This window comes from Exiguobacterium sp. s192 (assembly GCF_018618795.1).
GTDB lineage: Bacteria > Bacillota > Bacilli > Exiguobacteriales > Exiguobacteriaceae > Exiguobacterium_A > Exiguobacterium_A undae.
The window spans coordinates 471937-488120 of record NZ_JACSMS010000001.1 but is presented as its reverse complement, the minus strand read 5'-3'; the positions used below and the strand labels follow the sequence as shown (position 1 = coordinate 488120).

25 protein-coding genes are annotated in these 16184 nt (G+C 42.4%); 8 read left to right on the top strand and 17 right to left on the bottom strand.

From position 1 onward, the window contains the following. Positions 1–26: 26 nt before the first annotated feature. The 9 genes from KNP87_RS02455 to KNP87_RS02415 form a co-directional block, all read right to left on the bottom strand. On the bottom strand, positions 27–365 hold the full coding sequence (locus tag KNP87_RS02455) for a hypothetical protein (protein ID WP_214720697.1): 339 nt from the start codon (positions 363–365) through the stop codon (positions 27–29). 65 nt (positions 366–430) lie between these two features. Next, entirely contained in the window at positions 431–658 is a 228-nt protein-coding gene (locus tag KNP87_RS02450; protein WP_214720696.1) for a hypothetical protein, read from the bottom strand. Positions 659–687: 29 nt separating this feature from the next. After that, positions 688–1644 (bottom strand): DnaD domain protein, encoded by a 957-nt coding sequence (locus tag KNP87_RS02445; protein WP_214720695.1) that lies wholly within the window; start codon positions 1642–1644, stop codon positions 688–690. Between the two features lie 33 nt (positions 1645–1677). Further along, on the bottom strand, positions 1678–1998 hold the full coding sequence (locus KNP87_RS02440) for a hypothetical protein (RefSeq protein WP_214720694.1): 321 nt from the start codon (positions 1996–1998) through the stop codon (positions 1678–1680). A gap of 55 nt (positions 1999–2053) precedes the next feature. Then, positions 2054–2206: a hypothetical protein gene (locus tag KNP87_RS02435; RefSeq protein WP_214720693.1), complete on the bottom strand. Its 153-nt coding sequence runs from the start codon at positions 2204–2206 to the stop codon at positions 2054–2056. A 103-nt stretch (positions 2207–2309) separates the two neighbouring features. Next, on the bottom strand, positions 2310–2606 hold the full coding sequence (locus KNP87_RS02430) for a hypothetical protein (protein WP_214720692.1): 297 nt from the start codon (positions 2604–2606) through the stop codon (positions 2310–2312). After that, the gene (locus tag KNP87_RS02425) at positions 2593–2886 is read right to left on the bottom strand and encodes a helix-turn-helix domain-containing protein (protein WP_214720691.1); all 294 of its coding nucleotides are present in this window, start codon (positions 2884–2886) and stop codon (positions 2593–2595) included. The genes KNP87_RS02430 and KNP87_RS02425 overlap by 14 nt, the downstream gene beginning before the upstream one ends. A gap of 18 nt (positions 2887–2904) precedes the next feature. Then, a complete protein-coding gene (locus KNP87_RS02420) occupies positions 2905–3576 on the bottom strand; it encodes a BRO family protein (RefSeq protein ID WP_214720690.1) in 672 nt (223 codons plus the stop codon). 69 nt (positions 3577–3645) lie between these two features. Further along, positions 3646–3876 carry a helix-turn-helix domain-containing protein gene (locus tag KNP87_RS02415; protein WP_214720689.1) on the bottom strand — a complete coding sequence of 77 codons (231 nt, stop codon included), beginning with the start codon at positions 3874–3876 and terminating at the stop codon, positions 3646–3648. 142 nt (positions 3877–4018) lie between these two features. On the opposite strand from KNP87_RS02415, the gene KNP87_RS02410 reads away from it, so the two are divergent. Then, positions 4019–4411 (top strand): helix-turn-helix domain-containing protein, encoded by a 393-nt coding sequence (locus KNP87_RS02410; RefSeq protein ID WP_214720688.1) that lies wholly within the window; start codon positions 4019–4021, stop codon positions 4409–4411. An 8-nt stretch (positions 4412–4419) separates the two neighbouring features. Here KNP87_RS02410 and KNP87_RS02405 read toward each other — a convergent pair whose 3' ends face one another. Further along, positions 4420–4590: a hypothetical protein gene (locus KNP87_RS02405; RefSeq protein ID WP_214720687.1), complete on the bottom strand. Its 171-nt coding sequence runs from the start codon at positions 4588–4590 to the stop codon at positions 4420–4422. A gap of 335 nt (positions 4591–4925) precedes the next feature. Here KNP87_RS02405 and KNP87_RS02400 point away from each other — a divergent pair, with 335 nt between their 5' ends. From KNP87_RS02400 to KNP87_RS02380, 5 genes are all read left to right on the top strand, one after another. Next, entirely contained in the window at positions 4926–5558 is a 633-nt protein-coding gene (locus KNP87_RS02400) for a hypothetical protein (RefSeq protein WP_214720686.1), read from the top strand. Between the two features lie 375 nt (positions 5559–5933). Continuing rightward, complete coding sequence (locus tag KNP87_RS17365; RefSeq protein ID WP_214720685.1) at positions 5934–6080, top strand: toxin-antitoxin system HicB family antitoxin; 147 nt, start codon at positions 5934–5936, stop codon at positions 6078–6080. Between the two features lie 135 nt (positions 6081–6215). Further along, complete coding sequence (locus KNP87_RS02390; RefSeq protein ID WP_214720684.1) at positions 6216–6470, top strand: hypothetical protein; 255 nt, start codon at positions 6216–6218, stop codon at positions 6468–6470. Beyond that, positions 6467–7255, top strand: coding sequence for a BRO family protein (locus tag KNP87_RS02385; RefSeq protein WP_214720683.1), 789 nt, complete (start codon positions 6467–6469; stop codon positions 7253–7255). The genes KNP87_RS02390 and KNP87_RS02385 overlap by 4 nt, the downstream gene beginning before the upstream one ends. 5 nt (positions 7256–7260) lie before the next feature. After that, positions 7261–8601, top strand: a complete 1341-nt coding sequence (locus tag KNP87_RS02380; RefSeq protein WP_214720682.1) for an ISL3 family transposase — start codon at positions 7261–7263, stop codon at positions 8599–8601. Here the strand turns inward: KNP87_RS02380 and KNP87_RS02375 are convergent. The 5 genes from KNP87_RS02375 to KNP87_RS02355 form a co-directional block, all read right to left on the bottom strand. After that, positions 8598–9269, bottom strand: a complete 672-nt coding sequence (locus KNP87_RS02375) for an HNH endonuclease (protein ID WP_214720681.1) — start codon at positions 9267–9269, stop codon at positions 8598–8600. The genes KNP87_RS02380 and KNP87_RS02375 overlap by 4 nt on opposite strands. A gap of 184 nt (positions 9270–9453) precedes the next feature. Next, positions 9454–10716 carry a hypothetical protein gene (locus tag KNP87_RS02370; protein ID WP_214720680.1) on the bottom strand — a complete coding sequence of 421 codons (1263 nt, stop codon included), beginning with the start codon at positions 10714–10716 and terminating at the stop codon, positions 9454–9456. After that, positions 10713–11096, bottom strand: a complete 384-nt coding sequence (locus KNP87_RS02365) for a hypothetical protein (protein WP_214720679.1) — start codon at positions 11094–11096, stop codon at positions 10713–10715. Before KNP87_RS02365 ends, KNP87_RS02370 begins: the two co-directional genes overlap by 4 nt. Before the next feature lie 323 nt (positions 11097–11419). Then, a complete protein-coding gene (locus tag KNP87_RS02360; RefSeq protein ID WP_214720678.1) occupies positions 11420–12097 on the bottom strand; it encodes a hypothetical protein in 678 nt (225 codons plus the stop codon). A gap of 5 nt (positions 12098–12102) precedes the next feature. Next, positions 12103–12567 carry a Panacea domain-containing protein gene (locus KNP87_RS02355; protein ID WP_214720677.1) on the bottom strand — a complete coding sequence of 155 codons (465 nt, stop codon included), beginning with the start codon at positions 12565–12567 and terminating at the stop codon, positions 12103–12105. 248 nt (positions 12568–12815) lie between these two features. Here KNP87_RS02355 and KNP87_RS02350 point away from each other — a divergent pair, with 248 nt between their 5' ends. Continuing rightward, positions 12816–13937: a site-specific integrase gene (locus KNP87_RS02350; RefSeq protein WP_214720676.1), complete on the top strand. Its 1122-nt coding sequence runs from the start codon at positions 12816–12818 to the stop codon at positions 13935–13937. 23 nt (positions 13938–13960) lie between these two features. Then, positions 13961–14875: a DUF3800 domain-containing protein gene (locus KNP87_RS02345; protein ID WP_214720675.1), complete on the top strand. Its 915-nt coding sequence runs from the start codon at positions 13961–13963 to the stop codon at positions 14873–14875. Between the two features lie 47 nt (positions 14876–14922). Here KNP87_RS02345 and nth read toward each other — a convergent pair whose 3' ends face one another. Both nth and KNP87_RS02335 read right to left on the bottom strand, forming a co-directional pair. Beyond that, positions 14923–15591 carry an endonuclease III gene (gene nth / locus KNP87_RS02340; protein ID WP_214720674.1) on the bottom strand — a complete coding sequence of 223 codons (669 nt, stop codon included), beginning with the start codon at positions 15589–15591 and terminating at the stop codon, positions 14923–14925. 5 nt (positions 15592–15596) lie between these two features. After that, on the bottom strand, positions 15597–16175 hold the full coding sequence (locus KNP87_RS02335) for a DnaD domain-containing protein (RefSeq protein WP_026832725.1): 579 nt from the start codon (positions 16173–16175) through the stop codon (positions 15597–15599). Positions 16176–16184: the final 9 nt, after the last annotated feature.

Below are 16184 nucleotides of genomic sequence, written 5' to 3'. Positions count from 1 at the left end.
CTTGCTGATGCCCAGCAGTGGTGTAGTTAACGGCCGTCACCGACTTTCATGTGTGACCGAAGTGATGCATGCGCCGAGTCCTGAAGCAAACCCTCAGCCCGGAGTTGTAGAATGACGTCGTGTGTTTCGAGCAGCATGCCGTCATACGTCCATCCCGTAAGATCGGACAGAATCGAATACGCAGCGCTGATCGGTTTCACGTCCTCCTCGACATGGACGATTTGTCCGGATCGTGTCGTGAAGCGACGAATCTGATCCGAGATCAGGACGAGCGTTTCTTGCTCCCGTTCTCGCCGCTTGAACACGTAGGTCTTGCTGTGCGAAGGTGATGCGTTCGACGGTTGTGTCTGTCCCATGCTATTCATGTCGTGCCTCCCCAGTTCGTTTGACTTCGTTGCCAACTTTCCATCCAGAGCCCATCGATCACTTTTTAGTACTGGTAATTCGGTTCAACCGTCCAGTTCGCCTCGTACTCTGATCGAGTGAGTCCTTGGAACGCCGCCTTGTAGAAACGGTCATCCCCGTGATGCCGGACGCGCTTCACCAAATTTCTGTTGTCTGCATCGAGTTCCATCCGGATCGTGCCGTCCGGCAGTTCGAGTTCTGCCCATTTCAAGACGCCGATCGTGATGCCTTTCATCGCGTCGAAGATGTCCATTTGTGTTCCCTCCGGTTTAAGAGTCTTCATCACTGCTCCAATCCCTTCAAGTCTTGCAAGATGGCGTTGAGCTCTTCGTCGTCTGGTACCGTGGCTGCGGCTTCCGCTTTTTGCTTCGCTTCGTGTTCCTGTTGCTTTTGCTTCTCGCCTTCTAGCCACGCCGGAGCCTTCATGCCCGATAACCCACCTGTTCGTTTACCACCTCGAGTCCGTTGTCGTTCTCGGAACTCATTCGCTTGGTGACGAGCTTGTTCGATGGTCTTGATACCTGCTTGTGCCCATGTCGTGAGGATGCCGGCGATATAGGCGTACTTTCGGACGTTTGAAAGAATGGCCGTCTCGACCGCGAATCGGACCAACTCGACTCCATAGCTTTCGATGTCGTCCAGAATTTTCTCGATCGTGAACGGAGGAGCAAGTGGTTCGATGTTTTGCTTGTAGAACTCAATCAGTTCTGTCGTTGCGTCCTGCTTCGCGCCCGCGTCTACTACTACTTCTTTTTTTAGTTCTTTTGGTTCTTTAGTACCTTTATTACTTAGTAGTGGCGGGTTTTCCAGATCTGGTTTTCCCACATCTGGTTTTTCCACATCTGGAAAACCCGAATCTGGTTGAGCCACTTTCGGGTTTTCCGATTGTGGTTCGTTTGGCTTCGACTCATTCGGAACCTCATTCGGTTTCGGTTCGTCCGCAACTTCGACGTCGAAAGTCGGTAATTCATACACGACGAACTCCCACGACTTGATTTTGCCTTTCTCCCGAATGCTAATCCGTTTGATATATCCGGCTTCAATCAACTCCTTGATGGCCGATCGTGTACTTTCCTTTCCGTCCTTTGACCGTTTGACGAGATCCGCCTCTTGGACTTTCCAGTCGTCCGGCAAGGACATCAGGTAGCTATGCAGCCCTTTCGCTTTCCAACTCAATTCCCGGTTGTTCAAGAGCGTCTTATCAATGACGACATAATTGTCTTTCTTCTGAATTCGCATGATGGACATGTAAATCACCCCAGTCTTTCTAAATCAGTTGTTCGGTACGATGATGTGTTCCACTCGACGAACGAGTTGTGGATCCGGTCGTTCCGTTTCCGGCATATGATGTAAAGTCTTGATGTGAGTAGATGACCGTTCGATTCGTCTGAGATCGTGCCGGATGACGTCCAGCATCGCCTGATAGGGTGAGTAGTCACCTAAGACATATTCCAGGTCGTCCAGACGTTTCCGAATCACAGCGGACGTATAATCGATGTTTTCCAGTTCTTCCTGTAAAGCTTGATCCGTATTCGTTTCCTGTTGGAGCGAAAGCAGTTGTTTCAGTCGGATCAGTCGGTCTTTCGTACGCATGGTCTTCCTCCTTCGTCGAAGGCGTGATACACTTAAATTCCTACGTCTAAGTGTGTCATCGCTCTTCAGAGTGATGGCATTTTTTCATGCCTGCTTGTTTCCGTTCCACTTCGCGTTCTTCCCGTCCTTCGATGATGAAGAGCGGTACGACCACGAACAACGATGCGACCCAAACGGTCATCATCATGACAAATGCTTCCGGTGACATAAAATTCACCTCCTTTCCTTGCGACTCTTCCGTTCATCCCACCACCAGCCACCAAATGCGATGGAAAAAGCCAATAGTGCGATTCCATAAATGACAAATGCATTCATTTCAGGTGGATCGGGTCCATTCGAAGCAGGTGCATGTCGAACGTGTCTTCCATGAGATGCAGAACATGTTTCTTGTTGACGGCGTCGATCACAACGATCGGATCTTCTTTGACCATCCGTTTGAACTGGACCAAAGCGTCTTGTTCCGATTCTTCCACCATCTCTCGTGTCACATCGACGAGGATGCTTGAGACGACGTCCTCAACGTTGATCAACGGTTGCAGCGTTGGGTTTTCGTGGAACCGATCCACGAGTTTATTGGCTAAGACATCAAGATTTTTATAAAGTGGCATGTCGTTTCACTCCTTCGATTGTTTGGTCCCAGTTATTGCTTTCGACTCGTTTGTCGAGCCAGTCGTATAAATGCTCCCGTCGGACGATGACTCTTCCATCGACGCGTGTGATCGGCAGTCCGTTCTCACGAATTTGTTTGTCGATCATGCTCCGACTGCAGCGTAGTTCCTCGCAGACTTCCGGTACCGTGAGATATTCACGTTTTTTGGCAATCTCTGCGAGTGAATCCGCGATTCCTTCAGCGATCATGCGCTTGAATTCTTCCTCGTTGAACAACATGTCTTACCTCCTCACGATTTAGACGAGCGATGGCCGCCATGACTTGACGTAGGCAAGTGCCTCTTCGAACTGACTTTGTTTGATATCCCGGTATGACGCGACGGCGAATGCTCGCTTGATGTCACTACCGAAGCGACCATATAGTTTGCGCTTTGAATCGTACAGTTCGGAGTTGAACTGTGAAATCTCATCCCACAAAGCTTCAGCACGTGATTTCTTCGCACTTTCGATGACGAGTTGTTGACCGTAATCCAGTGTCATGCGTTGATCGATTTTGTCATTCAGTGTCGTAATGGCTGCCTCTGTCTCGTCTTGTTTCTCGAGCAGTTGTGCGGTCGCTTGAAACAGTTGAGCGAATGGAACGTTCTTCGGCACCTCATATGATCCGGTATTGCGAATTGATGGAAGCACGTCTTCCATAACCCAGTTTTCGAATGCTTGTGCTGCAGGTAATTTTGAATTGGTGACGAGTCGATAGACATCGGGTTCGCGGATGACGATCATGTCCTGTGTACCACCGTTTGTAAGGACGGGATGTTTCGTCCCACCCTTGCAGTGACGACCAACTGCCTTATGCGGTTCTTTATATCCAAGTGCTTTCGCAACATCCGAAGCAACGAATAATGGTGCAGTGTTGTTTCCGATCATTCGAATTTCGCTGCCTTTAAAAACTTTTGTAAGTTGATTCATGTACAATGACCTCCTGATAGGATTTTCAGTTTTAGAAATCGGGTAGTAGTAATAAACAACCTTTTATTGCTATTTTAGCAAGTCATCCATAAAAAAATTTTCGATCGGTTGATCATATAATTTCGCTAAGAAAAATAACTCTTCTATGGAAAATTTATAGATTCCATTTTCTCGTTTTGAAAGCATAGATTCGCTTTTAAATCCAAGTTTTTTAGAAACTTCTCTTAGCATCATCTTTTTTTCTTCCCTTGCTTTTTTCAGCAAAGATGGGTCAATTCTGGGTTGCTCCGAAATCGTCATCATCGTCTCTCCTTTCTGTTTTAGCATGTCTACAACTTAACTATAATTGCTATTTCAGCAATTGTAAAGAACTATTGTTGCTATTTCAGCAATTTTATTTTTTCTGTTTTAGAAAAAGTATAAACTTTAAGGTGGGGATGATATGGAGTTGATGATGATGGAAAAACGATTCCGGAGTGAGCGACTTAAAGAATGCAGAATAAAACGCGGAATACAACAAGATGAGATGGCTCGACTCTTAAAAACAAATACAAGCACGATGTCTCGTATTGAAAATGGGAAAAAGCAACCCGACCCAGAAATGATAATCATGATGGCTGAACTTTTTAACGTGTCTACTGATTATTTACTCGGTCTTGTCGAAGACCCACAATCAACGCACGATGAATATTTGAGAGAAGCTTTAAAAAAATACGAGTTTATCGGTTCGTTTTTTAGTGAGGAAAAATTAAAAGAACTTCCCCAAGAACGTTTAGAGAATGTAATTAAGTATATGGATGAACAATACAAGTTAGCGAAAATCGAAGAAAAATAACCCCAACATCACGATGATTGCTGGGGCTTTTTTGCATATTTTTTTAAATTAATTATCTCTTCAATATCTTTATTCGGGAACACCAAGTACTTATTTTGTTCTTCGTTCCAAAATGCGGTCACTTCTGTTCGAGTACCATGCATTACTAACGTCATCTCTTTTAATTGCCGTTCGATCAACCTTAGCGCCCTCCTATTACGAACTAACGTTCCTATTAATATTTTTAGTATGCCTCATGCAAACCTTATTTTCAAGTATCACCCTGTTCTTTACAATCTCAACGATTCGACAATTTATGACATTCCTTCTCTATTAAGAAATCTGTTTTTCAAAATAGTGAAACGTGACTAATACAGATTTTTGTCGAACACTTTTTTATTTACTTGGATTAGAATTGTCGAAACCTGTCGGACGGTAGTTCGTATATCTTCCCTTTTTCTTGAAAGAAGGGTTTTTTTATGCCCTTTAAAATTGGTAAAATGAAGGTGATGTAAATTTAAGGAGGTAATTTAGAATGAAACGACTAATTGTTGGCACATCATTGACGGCGGCCCTCCTACTCGCTGGTTGTGGGGAAACTACTACTGATACCAGTGAAGAAAAAACGACAGAAGTCAAAGGAGAGGAAACTCAGGAAACTGCAGCTAAAGAGCCTGAGAAGAAAGAGGAAGCGACTGATCCGAATACCGAGAAATCGGACTTCGGCATGGAGAAAATCCAGTACAAGAAGGACGATTTGGGCATAACAACGAAACTCGGACCAATGAACTTTAAAATCAACACTGTAAAGACTTCTCGATTGATGATTGATGAGGCTTCACGTGGTATGTTCGAAGACAAAGAAGAGGTTACTCTAATCGTCTTAGGTGTGGACGTCGAGAATACGAGCGACGACACGGTCAGTTTCTATCCCGATCAAGCGACATTGACGACGAACACAGGTGAACAGATTGAATCTGAACTGATGTTCGTTGACCAAGTCGGTGGTGATTTCATCGGAAAAGTTAAGAAATCAGGCGAGGTCGTCTTCTTGGCTGAGTCAGAACCAAAAGAGATTACGCAGATCAAGTACATCGTAGAAGGTCCAAGTGACGCAAACTTTGAACCTTTGGCTGAACAATATACTGTCGAGATTCCGACGAAATAATAACTCAATTCATAAATAAAAATAGACGTTGCTGCCGGCAACGTCTATAAAAGTAAAATTACTAAACTTGTATACCAATTCCAGCTCCACAGCTTTCGACAGTTATTCCTTTAAAGACCGCCAATTGATCCTTATTTTTAATAGCATCTCGGCCTTTTATTGTAGCCTCAATTGATTGAGCATTGATTTTAATGGGTATTCGGATTATACGGTTGAAAACTAAAATAAATATGAATCTGTTCACTACTATCAAAAACGGATTATTGAGTTGAAGACTGCCATTGCTGGTAGTCTTTTTGTATTTGGAAAAGAATATCAACTTACCTGTTGACTAATTGCAGTATTGCAGTATATACTACAAATATTAACAAGGAGGTGGTTAATATTAGTGAAAAGACAATCACAGTAAGAATTTCAGAAGACCTTCATAAAGCAATCAAAATTAAGATTGCTCAAGAGGGAGTTTCACTGAAAGATTACGTTGTGTCACTCATTCAAAAGGACTTGGAAAAGTCCAAGTAAACGCAAAAAAGGAAGCCGATGACCCCCGCTAAGAGATTCGACTTCCCTAAAAATCAACAACCCTCCGAAGAGGTTGCTCCTTTATTATACAAGGGATGTCCTCCTATCGGCAAGGGTATAACAGGAGGAATTAATATGTCGAAAGTAGATTTGATTCGTTTAGACATGAACTTAGGCTTCATTGAGAAGATTGTATTGACTGATGGTACTGTCCTTGAAAACTGCAAAGTGTTGTATCGTGCACCAGTCCCGACTGCTGAACAGTGTGAAACGTTATTGAACGCTTCGGTCGAGATTTCGCAAAAAATCTTCGGGATTGCGACCGCTGAATGGTCTGCTTATCCAGAGATGATGGCACAGACTGGCATGTTCAAGGAGGGAAAACAATGAGTAACCTTGCACTCGTAAAATCAGCCCCTTTCGGTTCGATGCAGTGTGACTTCTATGGTGACAACAACGAAGTCTATATGACACGAAAACAAATCGGTGAAGCACTTGAATATGCCAATCCACAAAAGGCTATTGATAACCTTCACGCAAAACACAGTGATAGATTAGATAGATTTTCAGTTACCCTCAAACTGAGGGGTACTGACAACAAACAGTACAGCACAGTAGTTTACTCAGCTAAAGGCATTTATGAAATCTGCCGATGGAGTAAACAAGCGAAAGCGGATGCGTTCTTCGACTTTGTATATGACGTACTGGAAAGCCTTCGCAAAGGAGAATCGCAAATCATTCCTTCAGTAGATACCAAAGTGGTACCGACTGATATTGACAACAACCGCAGAATGGAGACCGAAGCCCGCCTTCGCAACGCTAAGACACGTCAGGCACGCCTGCTCGTGAGTGTCGCAGACAAGTTCAAGGACATTCTGCCGAAGGAACAAGTCCAAGTGCTCATAGGGAACGCTACAGAGCTGATTTCAGACGCTCCGATGCTTCCGAAGCCACAGATAACCAAAACATACACAGCGGGCGAAATTGGGGCATCATTGGGCGTTTCAGCAAACAAGGTGGGTCGTCTTGCCAACAAATACGACATCAAGACCGAAGAATACGGAATTTGGGTGCTGGATAAGTCCCGTCACTCCGATAAACAAGTCAGCTCCTTCCAGTACAACGAGGCTGGTAAGCGTAAGATAGCTGAACTACTCAAACAAGAAGGGCAATGAACTACATGAACAATCACTTAAACCTGACAATGTATCGAATCAAGGACTGGCAAGAAGATGAATCGAATTACAATTACCTGGTGGAGACGATCTCGTCTCCACCTGCTTGTCCTATGGGCTGTTATCCCGACTTCTATAATTACGGGCGGAAGAAACAACTCTACATGGACACCACCATGCACAATAAGCGTGTCGGCATCACCGTTGACCGCAGAAGATACCGCTGTAAGCAGTGCAATTACACGTTTTGGGAAGAGTTACCCGACATGGACGATGTACGCTTCATGACCTCTCGACTTGTACATTACATTCGGAACGCATCGCTCAAACGCACGTTCACCAGTATCGCTGAAGAAATCGGCATTGATGAGAAGACCGTTCGTAACATCTTCAGGGACTATGTGACGGAGCTTGAAGCTGAGACGCAATTCGAGACTCCGAAATGGTTAGGCTTGGATGAGATTCATATTCTCAAGAAGCCTCGCTTTGTCGTCACGAACATCAAACACCGCACAGTCGTAGATATATTGCGTAATCGTGAGTTGGGTACGGTTACTCCTTATTTGGCTTCTCTGCCTGATAGAGAGCGTATCGAGTACGTCACAATTGATATGTGGAATCCATACCGCACAGCAGTTAATCAAGTGCTTCCACAGGCAACTATCGTCATCGACAAGTTTCACGTTGTCAAAAAGGCGAACGAGGCTCTTGAGAAGTTTAGACGTAGCCACAAAAAGGACTTGCCAACCAAACAGCGTAGACAGCTCATGCGTGATAGATGGGTGCTCTTGTCCCGTAAGCGTGACCTGACACCGCAAGACATCTTCTTGTTGGAGACGTGGACCATGAACTTCCCGATGTTAGCAGAAGCCTATGAGCTGAAAGAAGAGCTATTCGACATCTGGGACTTGGACAAGCGAGTCGAAGCCTATCACAGATTCCATTCTTGGAAACAGAAGATACCAAAAGAACTCAAACCACACTTCCAGGAGATACTCACAGCCTCCGAGAACTGGGAGGAAGAGTTCTTCGCATACTTTGATAGCCCTAAACTCACAAACGCATATACGGAAGGTCTGAATAGCCTTATACGCCAAGTGAATCGTATGGGTCGTGGTTATTCCTTTGAAGCCTTGAGAGCGAAAATACTCTTTACAGAAGGATTCAGAAAGGAGCACAAAACACGTTACTCGAAGCGTTCCGATATGAGTGGTGTATTCGGTCATGCACTTGGCAATTACGGCTCATGGAATGTCCCTGATTATTTAGCTGATGTACCTGTCGAAGTACCGCTTGGAGCAGACATTTCAACTTTGGTTCGGATTATGGAGTCGGGAGAGTTTTAACACTCTTTCAACTCCCTAATCCGATAACCCATTTTAATTAGAACGTTTTTATAATACAGATCCGCTTTGAGTTCGACTGTATTTTTAATTGCGTCCACTACAAAAGTCAGGTGAATTTTTCTTGAAGCTGAATTGATTTTTAACTCTCCTTGGCTCCACTGCAAATCCCAAACCTTATCCGTCTTCCTTTTTACAATCCATTCGTTATCAACAATTTCTGCTATTAGCACATCTTTTTCATCAAAAAATTTAACGTTCAACAAGGGTCTTCCAAATTCGTCTTTTTTAATTTCAATCAAAGGGAAGTCATTCACGACGAAAATTTTGGGTGTATCAATGAACGTACAAGAACCTAATTCTAATTTGAGCGATTCATAACTCCCCAACCAAAAATTTCCCTTAATCTCATCTTGAGACAGGTTAAATGGATTTTTTTTTCGATAATAAACTTCTTCTTCAGGTATCAATTTGTTATGAAAACTATTATGATGATTTCCACATAAAGCCACCAAATTTTCAGCTTCATGTTTCTGTACAATAGCATGAGGAATAATATGATGGTATTCGATAATTGGCATTCCACAAAAAACACAACCAAAGCCAGCTTCAGTTCTAATTTGTCTTCTTAGGGGAGCAGGAATCTTCTCTCTACGGTGTTTTCTTCCCATGTTCTTCACCTCTTTTTTATATAGTCCAATTAAGTTCACGCTACACATTTAGTATAAATTAATTTAACGATGTGCATGTTAACTTTGATATTTGTAGTTTCATGAAATAGTAACCATCACTTGTAGAAAAAAAGACTCGCTTGATTAGATTTACTCTAATTCTCCAAGTCTTTTTATATTACAATTAATTTTTTAATACACTAATATCTTGAGCAATCTCTTCAGTCTGTTCGTATTCAATTAATGTACTTTTATTTGAGTGTTCATCTTTAACGTAATCAGTAATTGTCTTTCTTTCTATTGTTGCGGAAATTTTACTTGGAACATAAAATTTCAAATTACTATCATTTATTCTTTTTATGACTTCTTTGGAAATCTTACCTGTAATAGTAGGTTCTACTATAATTTCTTTGTCATCAGATTTAACGTCTTCAATTCTAAAAATGTTCCGTTGCATGCTTACCATCGTTAAATTTCCACTAATAGAAAACGTTTCAGTCACTTCGCTACTTTGTTCTTCCAAAATTTTATCCAAGATCTCAATATTTTGATACGCATCTTCTCTAAACGAAACGTCTTTGAACACTTTGTTCTGCTCATCTTTAGCTTCGACTATGAATGAGTACTTTTTATCTGATATCGTTTTTAAGAAAGTCTTAACGTGTTTTACCGTCTCAACAGAGTATGACTCGTCAATATATATTTGATCATTAATATCCTGAGTTGTTCCATTCGAAACGTCATCAATTAAATGCATAAAATCAAGAACTGCTTCTTCAGAAGTATTGAATATGTCTATGTTGTTGGGATCAATCATCATAGTGACTCCAAACGAAGAAGCTTCAAGCGCAAGTAAGTTCAGATGAATCGATTGATCATTTTTTTGGTCAATCAACTTATTGATATTATGCGTCGCTAAGCTATCTAAAGAATTTTGAAATTTTTTCATTACATTGTTAAAATAATTTAGTTCAATGTCATGTTTGTTCGTACGATCTTTCAGAACCAATTTAAAAGATTTTAAATTGATCACTTTTTCGGTTACTTTTTCGATTGGTTGATCCTCAAGGTAATCATAATCCACAAAATAATTTTCTCCAGGAAAAGATTTTGGATTAAAGTTCGCTTTTGTAATCAGTTCTGTAATCAATTCTTTTTCTAAATTTTCTTCGTGTATATCAAAGCATAGATGATATAGTCGTTCGTTAGTTCTAAGCTTATTTAAAAACTCTAAAACGCCCGTTTGTTGATTAACTAATTTTCGATATTCTTTTTTTGTGATTCTTGCTACCAACCATTTATCTACACCACTCTTAACTTCATTTACATAGTGATGCATATACAATTCACTTTTAGAAGACTCTGCCACATAAAACATTGGAAAATCATAATACTCGAAAATTATTATAGGATTTAAGTCTTTAAATTCTCTATAGTTTTTTATCATCTCCCCACTTCCTCTTTTCTTGTAAATTCTTCAAACATTTTTACTCCATGGAATACCCATAAATTTAAATGTTGCCTTTTAGTTTTATGTACTCCCGCATTTTCGCGTATATTTCCTTTTAATATTGTCGCAGATTCGAATTTTTCTGGAAACCTAATTCTCATTTCTGCTACTTTTTTGTCAGTAGTGAAAAATGATAAAGCTATCGCTTCACATAATCGGTCTTTTGTATAAAATAAATTTCTTTTTAAGTGGTTATCAAAGTCTAATTCTTGAGGCTCTGCTTCTTCTAAAAATCTAAATACATTCTCAACATCTTCACTTTTAGCAGTCGCTGGAGGACATTTTTCGGGCATTGACTCTTCGTTTATATATTTCATATTATTCCCCACCTTTTTTACATATCAATCCCCCATCGGCTTATCATGACAAAAAGTTAATAGAAATCCGATGAAAAATACTTTTTTTTACATATTTATTTATAAAATACAAACAAGCGCTCTTGTTTTACATATATTATACAAAGTTAGAAACTTAGCTGCCCGCTCCAGTAGAGGACAGATGCTACAAGCAGATTGTAATTATTTAATAAGTGTTATTCATGATTTAGGTATGAATAACTTTGAAATTTATTAATATTTAAGCACCCTCTCCGGTGCTTTTTTTGTACAAAAAAGACGCTACAAAAGTAACGTCTTTAATATCATTTAATTATCTTTCCAAGCTTATCCGAACAAGAATCACACATATCTGTAATTGCATCAAACAGTTCTTCTTGTTGGAACGATATAATCTCAGGTGATAATTCAGCAACGGCGACTTCTTCATACTCCATCTCATGCTCTGATTGACGTCTTGGACAATAACGATACCGCATGAAATCCTGTTGATTGAAGTTCTTATCTGGACTGATCAAATGATGATAGTCTACAAATAGAGGAAACACATCTGTACTATCAGTGATTCCACATACCAATCTTACACCTTGACCAAATCCAAATTGCCAAATCCTTTGAAGATGTTCTGAATCATAATCAACTCGATCACCATAGATTGCTGCGATCACTTTTTTCGCGCGTTCAAGGGCTTTACCTTCTAACTCGTGACAGTGTTTATTTTGTCCATTAGGATTTTTGAAAATCGTTCTCCAATCCTGCATCATCTTCGGCAATAATTTCGTCATGATGTTAGCTGATTTATTGGCGAACTGCTCTTGATCTTTCAAGCACGTTGTCATTTCATGATCAACTCGGACGCCATCCATCCACTTATCATTTGAAAGAATGAATTTAGGGGCATCGGCATCTGACGGTTTGACATCTGATTGAACGGTGCGTTTTGGTTCACTAAAAGACTGTTTAGGAATTTTTCTTTTAGCCATACCTGTTAGCCTTCTAATCGAGCGCCATATGTCTCGAAAATGGTTTCGTCTTTGATAACTGTACGGCAAATATCAATCGGGCCACAATCTCCACGTCCTTCAATCCAAGGTTCTTCTTGATGAGAAATGGATTCAAGTTCATTTCCATTGAAATCACCATACACTTCCCAGACCTGCTCGAGAACGTCCAATGTATCATTGTCGAATTCATCCTTGGCTTTAAATGTTTCATTTTGATCGATATTGTTACGACCACGATCTTTATACTTACTGTAAATTTCAGGGACGACAGGTCCGTGAACCCATGCTTGGATTTGGTTTTTAAACAACCGCTCCGACAAATCATCGCGATCCTCGTTCATGATGACTAGATGCCAGGAATACGCATAGTATAAAAGTTTTTGAAGTTTCTTAGGTGTCATCGCGGCTTTACTTAAGAAAAAATCAGCCACAGTTTCGACTTGGTACATAGATATAACCCCCTTTTAACATACATAAAAGTATGCTTGCAACACCATAATCATATCATTCATCGAAAAGTTTTAGTACATTTCACAATAAAAAAAATGTGACATTTTACTAATACAGAGGAATAAAATGTATATACCCTTTATCGTCACTTCGTATCTGTTCTTGTATAAAATATCTGATAATCTCGAATTATTTGGTAAGATGAGAGATGAAAACACTGTTTAGTCATGCAGGAAGGGGAAGCTATATGACGAATATAAAAAAGAACCCCACTACCGGTAAATGGGAAGCCAGGATCAGTCTTGGATTCGATGAACGAGGAAAGCGGATCCAGAAGTATAAAAGAGCGGATACGAAACGGGAACTGGAGTATTGGATGGCCAACTTACTCAAGGAACGCGAGGACGGGTCCATCAAGCGGCAAAAGTCTCAGATGACGGTAGCAGATCTGATTGCGGTCTATTACGAACGTCGTGCTCCGCAGCTCGCGAAAGCGACGCTTTACAACCGCCGAAAGATATCAGCCCTGTTAGAAATCGAACTGGGGAAGATGAAGCTCGAGAACGTCCGGACGCATCATCTATCAGATGTCTTGACGAAGTATGCCGAGCTGCGGGAATGGAATGCGAACAGCTACAATACGATGATGCAGCAAGTTCGTGCCTTCTTCCGTTATGCGGTCGAGATGGAGTACCTGCGGGAAGATCCGAGTAACGGACTTGCTCAGGACCGACGTCGGGCCGTCAAGAACCACACGGTCTGGTCGAAACAAGAATGTGAATTATTCATCCAGACGCATGAAAAGGAACTGCGTGCCCTTCCTATCATCCTGATCTTGCATACCGGGATGCGCATCGGTGAAGTCATTACCTTGCGTTGGTCTGATATCGATTTTGAGCAACAGACGATCCTCGTCAAGCGCTCCATTGCGGACCATAACCGCTCAGCCTTCGAAAACGAGAAAGCCCCTAAAAACGGCCGTTCTCGCCTCATCGTGTTGAACGAGACCGCTATGGACTACTTGAAAAGTATGAAGCGACTCCAATCTGCGCATCAACTCAGTCAAGGCTACCGGAATGACAGTGATTATGTCTGTCTGAACACGCTTGGTGGTACCCTAAGTACCAGCATTGTCCACCGTGCGTTCAATTGGCTGTCGGAGCTCGCCGGCGTACCACGGATCCGAATTCACGATCTACGCCATACGCATGCTACCCTGTTGCTCGAACAAGGCGTGCACCCGAAAGTCGTCCAGGAAAGATTAGGTCATGCAAGTTATGCGATAACCATGGATTTATATAGCCATGTCAGTGTAAAGTTGCATAAAGAGGCAGCCGATGTGCTCGTTTTCAATAAAAGTGTGCAATAAATGTGCAATTGGAGGAGATTCTATTGAACAAAAGAGAACCGAAAAACGTGAAAAACGTTGATGTCAAAGGATTTCCTAGGGCTACAAATCCAACGGCAAAAAAGTACGTCATGTTCGTCGACGAGACTGGAACGCCAAAAGGGAACACACAGTTTAATCTGACGGGTGTTTTAATGGAATACAAGTATGCCATCGATTCGGATGAAACGGGGGAACCGAGTCCGTTACGTAAACGATTGATGGAATTCAAGTCGTCGGTATTTGAAGATCCGCACATCCCGCTTCATCTCAAAGAAATTTTAAAAGCCGAGCATCCTTATGGAAAAGAAGATGGTATTACGATCGACATGTTGCGCCATTTCTGGGTCGCCTTGCCGGATTTCTTGGTCGATATCGACTGTACGATCGTCAGCGTCGAAGTTGATAAACAAAAGTTGCAAGAATTTTACTCAACGCCAAAAGATCCTTACGTCGTCGCTTTTGCCCATCTGATGAAATCATTTTATGCGTTCTTAGAAGAAACGGAAGCGACAAGTGCCCGGGTCGTCCTTGAAAGTCGGGATGATTATCAAAACCTGCTGATTCAAAAAGCATTTTTCGATATTTTCAACTCTGGTACGGTGCATCTCGACGTTGAGAAGAGCCGCCAAAAAATCAAAGGCTTCATTTTTGCTGAAAAAGACAGCGATCTCTACCAATCCGGTCTTGAGATTGCCGACCTTGTCTGCCTCCCCCTCTCCCGCGTCCGTCGTGGAGTCATTGAGGTAAAACCACGGTTTGTCCATTACGGGGACGAAAACCGGATTTTTAAAGCGATTAAAAATAAGATTTACATTCGTCGGGACAGTCCAGATCAAGACTTCCGGAACTGGGGTTTCAAAAAAGTCCCGATTACGAAAAAACGGCGTGAGTGGTCCGATACGCCATGGAACGGATAATCGACACATAAAAAAGCGTCCCGCAGTGAATGCCGGGACGCTTTTGCTTATTCGCTCTCAAGAGGTGGAACCAGTCCTTTTGTCCGTTTTTTCCCATCGCGGCACATGTCGAGCAAGGGACACTCGAGGCAATTCGGACGTTGTGCTTTACAGTGATAGCGGCCGAAAAAAATAAATTGGTGGTGTAATTTCGACCATCTTTCCCGTTTAAACCGTTTCATCAATGTCTGTTCGACTTGTGTGACGTTGTCCTTCCAACGGCAGATGCCCAGCCGTTTCGAGACCCGTTCGACATGTGTATCGACGGCGAACGCCGGTACGTCAAACGCAACAGACAACACGACGTTCGCTGTTTTCCGTCCAACGCCCGGCAGCGCTTCAAGACCTGCCCGGTCGGTCGGTACTTCACCATCGTGTAATGCAAGCAGCTGTCCGGCTAATGCTTTGATGTTTTTCGCTTTATTGCGATACAAACCAAGCCGCTTGATTTTTGCTTCAATTTCTTCGACCGGTGCAACGGCTAATCGATCAGGTGTCGGAAATGCAGCAAACAAATCCGGTGTCACTTTGTTGACTAAGACGTCTGTCGCCTGTGCACTTAAGGCAACCGCAACGACAAGCTCAAACGGATTTTGATGAACCAGTTCGCAGAAAGCTTCCGGAAACATCTCCTCCAGGGTCGATTCAATTCGTTCAATCTCTGCTTTGCGTAACATCCCCGTCAGCTCCCTCTCGTCGCTAAGTCTTCCAGTGTTTTAATCCCTTCGCGTTCCCATGTCCGCAGAATTTGATTGATATACGTCATCTTCCGGACGTTATGATAGACCGCTTCCCGCAAGGCCGCGAGAACAAGTTCTTCCGCAATGTTCTCAATCGTCAACCACTGGATGATTTGCTCCATCTGAAACGGTGACATCATCCCCAGTTCTCGCTCAAAGTGTTGGAAAACGGACGGATTGATCGTATCAAAGTTCGGTGCTTCTTGTTCAGGTGGCGCCATCAGTTTTTCATATAACGGAACCAAAGAATACCGTTCTGATCCCCCGATGTTCTCCATCGCAAGCAATCCTTTTTGCAAGAGACCCAGTGTCGTCTCGATGGTTTCCGTCTCGGATAATCCAAGCCGATTACTTAACTCTTCCGGCGAGGGCATTTCCATGCCTTCAGCGCGACAGGCAAACAGTTGTCCAATCAACGTAAATTCAACGAAACTGATGCCGAGGCGTTTCGCTTCCGTAAACAGCCGTTTGGGAAGCACAACCGTCCCTTCCTCAAAGAGCTGAATTAAATTATGATCCATGGCTCTTCC

Excerpts from the sequence above, each read along its gene's own strand:
- KNP87_RS02375 (WP_214720681.1), bottom strand. The coding sequence starts at position 9,269 with ATGGGAAGAAAACACCGTAGAGAGAAGATTCCTGCTCCCCTAAGAAGA.
- KNP87_RS02430 (WP_214720692.1), bottom strand. The coding sequence starts at position 2,606 with ATGCCACTTTATAAAAATCTTGATGTCTTAGCCAATAAACTCGTGGAT.
- KNP87_RS02450 (WP_214720696.1), bottom strand. The coding sequence starts at position 658 with ATGGACATCTTCGACGCGATGAAAGGCATCACGATCGGCGTCTTGAAA.
- KNP87_RS02385 (WP_214720683.1), top strand. The coding sequence starts at position 6,467 with ATGAGTAACCTTGCACTCGTAAAATCAGCCCCTTTCGGTTCGATGCAG.
- KNP87_RS02370 (WP_214720680.1), bottom strand. The coding sequence starts at position 10,716 with ATGATAAAAAACTATAGAGAATTTAAAGACTTAAATCCTATAATAATT.
- KNP87_RS02435 (WP_214720693.1), bottom strand. The coding sequence starts at position 2,206 with ATGTCACCGGAAGCATTTGTCATGATGATGACCGTTTGGGTCGCATCG.
- KNP87_RS02415 (WP_214720689.1), bottom strand. The coding sequence starts at position 3,876 with ATGACGATTTCGGAGCAACCCAGAATTGACCCATCTTTGCTGAAAAAA.
- KNP87_RS02350 (WP_214720676.1), top strand. The coding sequence starts at position 12,816 with ATGACGAATATAAAAAAGAACCCCACTACCGGTAAATGGGAAGCCAGG.
- KNP87_RS02355 (WP_214720677.1), bottom strand. The coding sequence starts at position 12,567 with ATGTACCAAGTCGAAACTGTGGCTGATTTTTTCTTAAGTAAAGCCGCG.
- KNP87_RS02455 (WP_214720697.1), bottom strand. The coding sequence starts at position 365 with ATGAATAGCATGGGACAGACACAACCGTCGAACGCATCACCTTCGCAC.
- KNP87_RS02440 (WP_214720694.1), bottom strand. The coding sequence starts at position 1,998 with ATGCGTACGAAAGACCGACTGATCCGACTGAAACAACTGCTTTCGCTC.
- nth (WP_214720674.1), bottom strand. The coding sequence starts at position 15,591 with ATGTTACGCAAAGCAGAGATTGAACGAATTGAATCGACCCTGGAGGAG.
- KNP87_RS02425 (WP_214720691.1), bottom strand. The coding sequence starts at position 2,886 with ATGTTGTTCAACGAGGAAGAATTCAAGCGCATGATCGCTGAAGGAATC.
- KNP87_RS02390 (WP_214720684.1), top strand. The coding sequence starts at position 6,216 with ATGTCGAAAGTAGATTTGATTCGTTTAGACATGAACTTAGGCTTCATT.
- KNP87_RS02335 (WP_026832725.1), bottom strand. The coding sequence starts at position 16,175 with ATGGATCATAATTTAATTCAGCTCTTTGAGGAAGGGACGGTTGTGCTT.
- KNP87_RS02400 (WP_214720686.1), top strand. The coding sequence starts at position 4,926 with ATGAAACGACTAATTGTTGGCACATCATTGACGGCGGCCCTCCTACTC.
- KNP87_RS02410 (WP_214720688.1), top strand. The coding sequence starts at position 4,019 with ATGGAGTTGATGATGATGGAAAAACGATTCCGGAGTGAGCGACTTAAA.
- KNP87_RS02420 (WP_214720690.1), bottom strand. The coding sequence starts at position 3,576 with ATGAATCAACTTACAAAAGTTTTTAAAGGCAGCGAAATTCGAATGATC.
- KNP87_RS02360 (WP_214720678.1), bottom strand. The coding sequence starts at position 12,097 with ATGGCTAAAAGAAAAATTCCTAAACAGTCTTTTAGTGAACCAAAACGC.
- KNP87_RS02445 (WP_214720695.1), bottom strand. The coding sequence starts at position 1,644 with ATGCGAATTCAGAAGAAAGACAATTATGTCGTCATTGATAAGACGCTC.
- KNP87_RS02380 (WP_214720682.1), top strand. The coding sequence starts at position 7,261 with ATGAACAATCACTTAAACCTGACAATGTATCGAATCAAGGACTGGCAA.
- KNP87_RS02365 (WP_214720679.1), bottom strand. The coding sequence starts at position 11,096 with ATGAAATATATAAACGAAGAGTCAATGCCCGAAAAATGTCCTCCAGCG.